The 7,160-nt window shown below is 41.4% G+C and carries 4 protein-coding genes; all 4 read right to left on the bottom strand.

All coding sequences use genetic code 11. From position 1 onward, the window contains the following. Nucleotides 1-2 precede the first annotated feature (2 nt). From ACFI6J_RS18580 to ACFI6J_RS18595, 4 genes are read right to left on the bottom strand one after another with little or no spacing between them, the layout of a single operon-like run. The gene (locus ACFI6J_RS18580; protein ID WP_044445997.1) at nt 3-3,110 is read right to left on the bottom strand and encodes an efflux RND transporter permease subunit; all 3,108 of its coding nucleotides are present in this window, start codon (nt 3,108-3,110) and stop codon (nt 3-5) included. 15 nt (nt 3,111-3,125) lie between these two features. Then, nucleotides 3,126-4,307, bottom strand: a complete 1,182-nt coding sequence (locus ACFI6J_RS18585; protein ID WP_012516885.1) for an efflux RND transporter periplasmic adaptor subunit — start codon at nt 4,305-4,307, stop codon at nt 3,126-3,128. Nucleotides 4,308-4,309: 2 nt separating this feature from the next. Further along, nucleotides 4,310-5,590, bottom strand: a complete 1,281-nt coding sequence (locus tag ACFI6J_RS18590; protein WP_126874064.1) for a TolC family protein — start codon at nt 5,588-5,590, stop codon at nt 4,310-4,312. A gap of 44 nt (nt 5,591-5,634) precedes the next feature. Next, nucleotides 5,635-5,988 (bottom strand): hypothetical protein, encoded by a 354-nt coding sequence (locus tag ACFI6J_RS18595; protein ID WP_012516883.1) that lies wholly within the window; start codon nt 5,986-5,988, stop codon nt 5,635-5,637. Nucleotides 5,989-7,160: the final 1,172 nt, after the last annotated feature.

Here is a 7,160-nt window from a genome sequence, read left to right on the forward strand (position 1 = left end):
GATTAAGAGTTGCGTTTGTTATGTGCGAGCTGATAAAGCGCAGGTAAAATAAATAATGTCAGTAAAGTTGACGATATAATTCCCCCAATGACTACAGTGGCGAGCGGTCTTTGTACTTCAGCACCTGTTCCTGTATTAAGTGCCATGGGAACAAAGCCTAAGCTGGCCACTAACGCAGTCATCAAAACAGGTCGAAGCCGGATTATGGCCCCTCGAATTACTGAAGTATAAATATCACCATTTTCCTGCCAGAGTTGTCTGATGAATGCGACCATCACTAGTCCATTCAAAACCGCGACCCCGGACAAAGCGATAAAGCCTACTCCCGCAGAAATTGAAAGAGGCATATCTCTAATCCAGAGTGCCAGTACTCCTCCAGTCAAGGCTAGTGGTACACCAGTGAAAATTATCAATGCGTCTTTAACAGACCCAAACGCCATAATGAGTATGCCAACTATTAACGCAAGCGTAACCGGAACGACTAAAGTCAGCCGTTTGCTGGCGGATTCCAGTTGTTCAAAGGTACCACCAAACTCTAACCAATATCCTTCCTTCATTTTTAAATCGGATTTAAGTCTTTTTTGTAAATCAACGACAAATCCTCCTAGGTCGGTTCCTCGAACGTTAGTCGTTACGACAACTCTGCGCTTTCCATTCTCTCGGCTGATCTGTGCAGGCGCCGGCTTTAACTCGAGAGTGGCTACCTCTTCAAGCGGTACAAAACTATTGCCGACACGAACAGGTAAGCTCTCTAATTTGTCAATATTTGTACGCAACTCTTCAGATAATCTGATTACAATTTTAAACCGACGATCGCCTTCATAGATTATGCCTGATTCCTTACCCCCTATGCTGGTTGAAACGAGTGCTTGAATGTCTGCTACGTTAAGACCGTACCTTGCGAGAGCATCTCGTTTTGGTAATATGGACAACATAGGAAGGCCGGCAACTTGCTCAACTCGGGTGTCTGAGGCACCTTGTATCGACTCAGCGATCTCAGCAACCTTATTTGCAGAATCCAACAATTGCTCTAAGTCATCACCGAAAACCTTGACTGCAACATCAGCCCTTACGCCGGAAATCAATTCATTAAATCTCATTTGAATTGGTTGGGTAAATTCATAGTTATTACCGGGAAGCTTTGAGGCGACTGATTCAATTTCAGCCACTAGATCCGATTTAGATTTAGCTGGATCAGGCCATTCTGAGCGAGGTTTAAGTATTACAAAACTATCGGCTACATTAGGAGGCATTGGGTCTGTAGCGACTTCTGGTGTACCTATTTTCGCAAAGACTACCGCTACCTCTGGAATTTCTAACAGCGCATCTTCAAGTAATTCTTGCATTTGAATTGATTGGTTTAGACCGGTACCCGTTATGCGTAAAGCCTGTAAAGCGACATCACCTTCATCCAGTTGAGGAATAAATTCAGACCCAAGTGTTGTTGCCAACCATCCGCAGAAGACAACAAACGCTAGTGCAGCCCCAAGAGCAGCAGCTTTAAATTTAAGAATAGCCCTAAGTGCTGGTTCGTAAGCCAGTTTCACCCAACGTATTAAAAAACTCTCCTTTTCACTGATTTTTCCCCCCATGAAAATTGCGATCGCTGCAGGCACTACCGTCAGTGACAAAATCATTGCCGCAATAAGAGCGATAACAACAGTTATTGCCATGGGATGAAACATCTTTCCCTCTACGCCTGTTAAAGTAAAAATAGGCAGATAAACAGCGGTTATGATCCCGACTCCAAATAAGCTGGGCCTGATTACTTCAATCGTTGCTATTTTCACTTCTTCTAGACGTTCCTTGAGTTGAAGAAGTCTGCCGTGATGCTGTTGCGCTTCAGATAAGCGCCTAATACAGTTTTCAACAATGATGACAGCGCCATCGACAATCAGACCAAAATCTAAAGCCCCCAAACTCATCAGATTTGCCGAAACACCTCTCTGGACCATTCCAGTGATTGTCATCATCATAGCAATAGGTATGATCGCAGCCGTAATAAGAGCCGCTCGAATATTGCCTAGTAGTAAAAATAATATGACAATTACGAGTAATGCTCCTTCCAGCAGGTTCTTCTGCACAGTGTTTATCGCTTTGTCGACCAGTGTAGTTCGATCATAGGCGGGTTCAGTAACTACCCAGCTTGGTAACGATCTTTGAATTTCAGTTAATTTACTGGCAGTTAAAGCTGCAACTTCCCTTGAGTTTTCTCCCAGCAACATCATGACCGTTCCCATCACTGTCTCTTTACCATTTCTTGTAGCGGCACCGGTCCTCAGCTGCTTACCCAAGCCTACAGTTCCAATATCTTTTATTAGAACAGGAACAGATCCTTTTTTTCCTACTACGACATTTTCGATATCCTTTATCCCTGTCAATTGACCTGGAGAGCGAACAAGAAGTTGCTCGCCATTTTTCTCAATATAGCCTGCTCCAGCATTATCATTGTTTAAATATAGTGCTTCAGAAATGTCTTTAAGCGAGACTCCCATCTCCAGCATTTTTACAGGGTCGGGATTGACGTGATATTGCTTGTCATAACCTCCAATAGTGTTTACTTCTACTACTCCCGGAACCTGGGCTAACTGTGGTCGAATGATCCAATCTTGTACCTCTCTTAAAGCCATAGGTGTGACCGGCGAGCCATCGGGTAACGTTGCTCCATCTTTCCCTTCCAGTGTATATACGAAAATTTCGCCAAGCCCTGTTGCGATTGGCCCCATTTCTGGCTCAAGGCCATCAGGTAAAACACTTTTAAGGTTAGCAAGTCTTTCGTCGATTAAATTTCGGGCAAAAAAGATATCCGTTCCTTCTTCGAAAATAACTGTAATCTGTGAAAGACCATACCTCGATATAGAACGTGTATAGGATAAGTTAGGCAAGCCATATAGTGCTGTTTCGACAGGAAATGTTATTCGTTGTTCAGCTTCTAATGGTGAGTACCCCGGAGCTTTGGTGTTAATCTGAACCTGTACATTTGTAATATCTGGTACAGCATCAATAGGTAATCGCTGGTAGCTCCAAACGCCGATCCCAATTAAGATTAGTGCAAGAACAAGAAACAAAAAGCGTCTTTCTACTGAAAGACGAATAATATTATCAATCATTTATCGTCTCCAGGATTAGTGAGCGTGAGAGGCACCGGATTTTTCAAGATCCGCTTTTATCAGAAAGCTATTTTTTGATACGTAAATTTGACCAGCGATTAAGCCACGCTTTACTTCAGTGAAGTTGTCATCTTTTATACCCAGCTCGACAGGGACAGCTTGAAACGTGTTACCATCGTTTAAAAATACAACTGAGTTACCATCCATTGATTGGATAGCTTCATTCTCAACGCGAAGCGAAACATCGACTTTCTGAGCATCAACTACACCTGTAACCATATCGCCGGGGGAGAATTCTCCTTCGGTATTAGTGATTTCAACAATTGCGATCTGATAAGGTTCAAGTGAACCTGACGGAATGAGAAATTTGACCTTTGCATCTTGCTGTCGGGAACCTTTTTTTATGTGGATATAAGAGCCCTGCTTTATTGTATCCCGCTTGGATGGAAATACTTTCAATTCTGCCCAAAGCGTTTCAGCGTCGACTATTTTATAAAGCGTTTCACTGGTAACCAACTGCCCAACATTAACATTTCGACTTACTACCGTACCCGAAATTGGCGCTTTCACGATGTAGGTTTGTAAGCTGTCATTTGATTGAATTTTTGCAATTACATCGCCAGCCTTCACGCTGTCACCAACATCCGAAGCGAGAGTTTCTACAACTCCCGAGAACCGCGCATTAACTTCAGCCTTGTTCTTGGGTGGAATTACAAGAGTACCCAACAATTCGATATGTCTTTCAATGGTCCCACTCTGAACTTCGGAGGTTGCTAATTGAAACTTTTCAGTTAATGCTCTTGAGATCTGTGTTCTTCCCTCGAAGTTTTCCCACTCCCAGGAATACTTTCGTCTTTTGTCAGTCAGATAAATAGTAGCCCTAAAAGAATGAGGTTCAGACAGAGCTTTTATTGACCGCAAAACCCCCTCTGAAGTTTGAAACTCAAATTTTTCTGAGCTTGAACCTAACTTCTGTAGCTCTATAGAAAAGGAATCAGGGATAAATGGCTTCCCATCTTCAAAAGTCGAGGCAATAATTACAGAGCCCTCGGGGCTTTCATCGATACTTACTTCTATTTTGATGTTACCTTTCTGGAATATATTTTGGTTGTCATTTGAATTGGTGACATCTTCACTTGCGGTCGCGATAGATGTCACAGTGCCGATAAGAAATAAAAATAAAATTTGCTTTAGCATAATTAATCCTGGAGATTGAAAGTGAATGATTTCAGAGATTGCCCTGTCCATTGTTCGATAAGTGCTTCATTGAGCAGGGTGGCTTCGCGATAGTTGACGAGACTCCGTTGAGATTGGAGAAGTGCATCACGTGAAGCAAACCATTCTTGATAAGTGTAAATTCCCTTTTGATAGCCCTCCTTGGTCAGCTCCAATGCTCTTTTCAAATCTGGCATTACTTCTTTTTCCAGGTGCAATGCTGCCTGTGAACTAAAATTTATGCTTTTCGTTGCTTTAAATAGAATCGCTTTTACATCGAGATACTTGGTGTCTCGCTCTAATAACTCCGCCTCCTTACTAGCAATTGCAGATTTGACTGCACCCGAATTCCTCTTCTCAGCAAATAGTGGAATTGAGGCACCAAAAACTAACGATGTATCTTGAGCTCCCTGATTCCTTCTAACACCAACAGACCAAGATAGGTCTGCGGTATTATCAGACTTAGCCAACTGAATTTCAGCGTCCTTCAGGTCAAGTGACTTAATTAGTAAATCCGCATTCGATGATGATAAGAATTGGTTAAAAAGTGTCTCGTAGGAATAATTTTTAGCGGGTGAATTTAAAGAACCAGTAAGCGTGATATCCTCATAATTGCCCTGCCAGAATAGTGTGAGAGATTGCAGGGCTATCTCTTTATTCACCTTTGCTGTCGCAAGTTCTAATTTCGCTTGATTTAAAGCCGATTTAGCTCTGAACAATTCAGCATCATTCGTTGCACCACTTTTTATTCTATTAGTGATCACAGTAAGAGCATCTTCAGCTAAGCTCACACTTCGCTCAGCTATTTGCAGACGCTCCTGTTGTGCCAGAACGCGAATATACTGCTGAGTGAGCCCACCAAGTAGTGAGAGAGACATTGAATACTGCTCTGAATCTAAAAGGGCAGCTCTGGCATCCACAACCAGTGTTCTTGCACTCTTCTTTCCACCAAGTTCATACACTGAAGATAGAGAGATGGTTGCTTCTGCTGCTTGAACTCCCGAAGTAGAACTTGTGCCCATCACATTTTCTAGATTAGCACCTACGGTGTAAGCTGGAGAAAGCAAAGCTTGTTGGCGATCTCCCTCAAGAGCTCTAGTAAGAGGTCTGAATTTCAACAAGCTTGGATGACGGTTGAGAGTAAGTTGAACTGCATCATCTAAAGTTACTTGTTCTGCCAATGCATTGGCTTGAGATAGCATCAATGCACTAGTCAATATTCCGGCGCGCGTAAGTTTGCGCACAGGAAACTGTGAAATTTTCATGATATATAATCCTAGTCAGTTGAAAAAACGAAAAACGACAGGGATTAAATTCTTGGAGGACGCTCTATTTGGTTAATGAAACGATTAGGTGTAGCTTCACTATAAACTGAGACTAAATTGGGAGATTTTTTTAGAAACGAGCTTTCAATATCAAAGTAAAAAGCTATGTGTGTAAAATGACCATGACAAGAACAACAATGGTCACAATCACTTCCCGTATCTAAATCGTAAGCATCGGACAGTTCGATTAATGTATTTTCAGTACATAATTCATTGCTAAACAAGTGGTCTTGTTCAATAGAAAACGCGTCAGTCACAATCAACAAAAATTGTGCGCACAACAAAAAAGCGGCTAAGACCACTTTTAGATTTTTGCTAATGCGGTAATTCGTTTTCAACACAAGATTCCTCTATTGGCAATTCATGTTCTCTTAAAATATGATTGTAGTCAATGCCTAAATGGTCAGCTTTCTGATTCACAAGAGGAACTCTGTATTAAAAAGCCATGTATTTCAATTAAGTTGCTAAATCTTGTCAGAAAAACAGAAATCTACTGCAAAGCCTGCTCATACATAATCCGGCAATGTAAAATAAGTACACCGAAGGAATAGGAGAATACAACATGCAATTTCAATAAGCCTGTCACAATTATTGCGTCTCGCTCGTACCAAAACCTGTAATACCCCCTACAACAAGTGTAAAAGCAAGTCCAATACTGAAAGATAAAATCACCGTTGACCCAAGAGGTAGCTTTTCCAATTGCTATCTGATCTCCTTACAGTGAGCGCATCAATGAACAACAAAGTAAATATTATCTGGCTCATGCCATAACCGTGATGCTATGCTTATGAGCATGAAGTTGGTTCGCATCGCTTCTTTGAGTTCACCAAATCATCTAAGGCTCCATTTTCGAATAAACGGTACAATAGACTAGTAGAAAGGCATATCGGAAACTCGATATCGCTAGATACCTTACTGTAACTTTTTGGCTAAAAACGTTGTCGCTTCGCGTAAAAATACCGGTCATTTTTTGACCTTGGCAAGTTCATGTTTTAATCTGCTATCCCCGCGTCACAACGGGGATCACTGCTCTTACGTGTTTTATCTTTAGATTGCGCAGTATGATGTTTTCAGCAGTTCGGTAGACTAAGAAAAATACTAATATCTAAAGCAATCTGACGACCAATAATATCAGGTTTCTAGCAGAGTAATACCGCTTCGAGTATGAATTCTGAAGTATACTTTGTTTGTTAACAACCACTCATTTCTGGCATAGTAAGCTTCTTTAGGGGAGGTTTCCTAAAAATCTGAAGAGGATCCACAGATGACTGAAATCTATGAAGGGGCACTATAATAATTGTGATAATTCTCTTTCTGCTCTAGAACCGTAGCAGAGTTACTTTCGTGTTAAATAGTTCATGTTAATGCTTATTAACGTTACCTATTCGAGTAGAGATAAGAAGTTAGCTTTCCTCTTTTGACTACGATATATCATGCAAGCGAATAGCGCTCACTTCAGCAGCAAATTTAAAATAATTAAAGGGTTGTAAATCTCTGTCAAGACAGTTGG

This window comes from Alteromonas sp. G4i13, assembly GCF_054960505.1.

Excerpts from the sequence above, each read along its gene's own strand:
- ACFI6J_RS18590 (WP_126874064.1), bottom strand. The coding sequence starts at position 5,590 with ATGAAAATTTCACAGTTTCCTGTGCGCAAACTTACGCGCGCCGGAATA.
- ACFI6J_RS18580 (WP_044445997.1), bottom strand. The coding sequence starts at position 3,110 with ATGATTGATAATATTATTCGTCTTTCAGTAGAAAGACGCTTTTTGTTT.
- ACFI6J_RS18585 (WP_012516885.1), bottom strand. The coding sequence starts at position 4,307 with ATGCTAAAGCAAATTTTATTTTTATTTCTTATCGGCACTGTGACATCT.